5 protein-coding genes are annotated in these 1,934 nt (G+C 47.8%); 2 read left to right on the top strand and 3 right to left on the bottom strand.

Going from position 1 to position 1,934, the window contains the following annotated elements:
- Positions 1-99 precede the first annotated feature (99 nt).
- Both E4634_RS20875 and E4634_RS20880 read right to left on the bottom strand, forming a co-directional pair.
- Positions 100-513, bottom strand: coding sequence for an ankyrin repeat domain-containing protein (locus tag E4634_RS20875; protein ID WP_135446628.1), 414 nt, complete (start codon positions 511-513; stop codon positions 100-102).
- A 91-nt stretch (positions 514-604) separates the two neighbouring features.
- A complete protein-coding gene (locus E4634_RS20880) occupies positions 605-961 on the bottom strand; it encodes a hypothetical protein (protein ID WP_135446629.1) in 357 nt (118 codons plus the stop codon).
- 143 nt (positions 962-1,104) lie between these two features.
- Between E4634_RS20880 and E4634_RS20885 the strand changes: the two genes are divergently transcribed.
- Both E4634_RS20885 and E4634_RS20890 read left to right on the top strand, forming a co-directional pair.
- Positions 1,105-1,350 carry a type II toxin-antitoxin system CcdA family antitoxin gene (locus E4634_RS20885; protein WP_135446630.1) on the top strand — a complete coding sequence of 82 codons (246 nt, stop codon included), beginning with the start codon at positions 1,105-1,107 and terminating at the stop codon, positions 1,348-1,350.
- Positions 1,350-1,667: a CcdB family protein gene (locus E4634_RS20890; RefSeq protein WP_135446631.1), complete on the top strand. Its 318-nt coding sequence runs from the start codon at positions 1,350-1,352 to the stop codon at positions 1,665-1,667. Before E4634_RS20885 ends, E4634_RS20890 begins: the two co-directional genes overlap by 1 nt.
- A 63-nt stretch (positions 1,668-1,730) precedes the next feature.
- Here the strand turns inward: E4634_RS20890 and E4634_RS21735 are convergent.
- A partial coding sequence (locus E4634_RS21735; RefSeq protein ID WP_206046977.1) for a hypothetical protein occupies positions 1,731-1,934 on the bottom strand: 204 nt, incomplete at its 5' end.

Genomic DNA, 1,934 nt, shown 5'->3' on the forward strand with positions numbered 1-1,934 from the left:
TATTCCGATGTGGTGATGAGCGTTCACGAATCGTAACGCTTCAAGCAGGGGCCCGCGTTAGCGGGTCCCGGCGCTAAGCGCCCTTGCTGCCTTGACTTGTTATGGTTTTGCACTATTCAAATACTCAGTGATTTTTTTGTTCTCATATTTTCTCGCAATTGTATATGCGGTTTCACCTGAGTCTGTTTCCTGGTGTAGATCAGCGCCCTTGCCAATTAGGTAGCCTATTATCGAAGTTGGTGCTGAATGAGGCACGCCATTTGACTGTACAGTGCCATCAATAGAGACATCCACGGCAAGATGTATAGGCGCCCAACCATCGTTGCCAGGGCAATTGACAGATGCGCCATGATGTATAAGAAGTTCTACAAATCTTATATTTTCTTGTTCAACAGCCTGCATCAAAGCCGTTTTCCCTGTCGAGTCGACCGCGTCAATATCCACTCCAGCGTTTAGAATGCGATTAATCTCCGATAGATTCTCTTCAAATATTGCTCGATTTAGCTCTTGCATCGGGACTTAACCATAACGCTTCAAGCAGGGGCCCGCGTTAGCGGGTCCCGGCGCGAAGCGCCCTTGCTGCCTTGCCTTGTTAATGGGCCGGCTAGTAGTAATAGGCATACGCAACTAACCCGAAAAACTCTGGTAACCAGTATATGGAGAAAAATCCCATGTATGTTACTACTCCTTCATGCCCCCTACTTCTTATGAGGTAGTAGAGAAGGAGAACTGGCAAAAATAGATAAAGAAACAAGCCGAAATCAAACGGCCTATCGAAGTTTCCGGACTTTTTGTCATAAAGCACCCAGGTGCCGACGAGTACAACGTACAGAAAGCTCCAAGAGCCCCAAATTCCTTCAGAGAGTGTTTCACCCTCCAGGTTCATTCGAAACTCAAAGAATGACATTCCAAACGCTATTAGGAGAAGGGTAGCAACTATTAGGTTGGGAATGCTCTTCATCAGAAGCCCATTAACGCTTCAAGCAGGGGCCCGCGTTAGCGGGTCCCGGCGCGAAGCGCCCTTGCTGCCTTGACTTGTTAAATGCTTTACAATGCGCATTCGAGTGCGCATAATTTAACGCGGGCCACTCAAAGGAAATACCCATGGAGCAACTATTTGATGCAGATGCCCCGAAAAAGCCTACAAACCTGAGCGTAAACAGTGACTTATTGAATAAATCCAGGGCGCTAAATATTAATCTTTCCGCGACACTGGAACAGGCGCTGCAAGCCAAACTAGCCCAAGCTAACGCTGAGCAGTGGGCTACCGAGAACCGAAAAGCCATCCGGGCATATAACGATTTCATTGAAGAGCACGGTTGTTTTGGTGAGGAATATAGGGCGTTCTGATGCGGCAGTTTGACGTTTACGCAAACCCTAACAAGACAAGTCGGCGAGCTTATCCCTACATTGTTGATATTCAAAGTAACACCATTTCTGAGATTGCTACTCGAATAGTTGTCCCGCTGGGGAGAAAGGCAGAATTTAAGAATGAAGAGATGAAAAGACTTACTCCAACCATTTCATATGAAAGCGAGGAACTACTCCTTTTAGTTCCCCAAATTGCATCCATGCCAGCAAAAATGCTGCGCGAGCCAATCGGATCCATCAGCCATCTTAGAGATGAAATCGTTGCGGCACTAGATTTTGCGGTCACTGGCATTTAACGCTTCAAGCAGGGGCCCGCGTTAGCGGGTCCCGGCACGAAGCGCCCTTGCTGCCTTGACTTGTTAGGGGTCAGTCGCATCGATGAAAACAACATTCCCCGATGAGAGTTCAGCAACATCACTCATGCTCGAATCTTCCGCTGATCTAATCTCGTCGCTCGAAAAGAAGATTTCTATCTTTTCACTAGTTGATCCTAGCTCGGCCAGTTCAGCCGCAATCTTCGCGGCGTACCTCGACGGTCTACCAGAGCACTCTTCATCCAATTC

The organism is Mangrovimicrobium sediminis, from assembly GCF_004745945.1.
GTDB classification, from domain to species: Bacteria; Pseudomonadota; Gammaproteobacteria; order Pseudomonadales; family Halieaceae; genus Mangrovimicrobium; species Mangrovimicrobium sediminis.

What these genes read in the sequence shown, in the direction of transcription:
- E4634_RS20890 (WP_135446631.1), top strand. Translation starts at nt 1,350, where the DNA reads ATGCGGCAGTTTGACGTTTACGCAAACCCTAACAAGACAAGTCGGCGA.
- E4634_RS20885 (WP_135446630.1), top strand. Translation starts at nt 1,105, where the DNA reads ATGGAGCAACTATTTGATGCAGATGCCCCGAAAAAGCCTACAAACCTG.
- E4634_RS20880 (WP_135446629.1), bottom strand. Translation starts at nt 961, where the DNA reads ATGAAGAGCATTCCCAACCTAATAGTTGCTACCCTTCTCCTAATAGCG.
- E4634_RS20875 (WP_135446628.1), bottom strand. Translation starts at nt 513, where the DNA reads ATGCAAGAGCTAAATCGAGCAATATTTGAAGAGAATCTATCGGAGATT.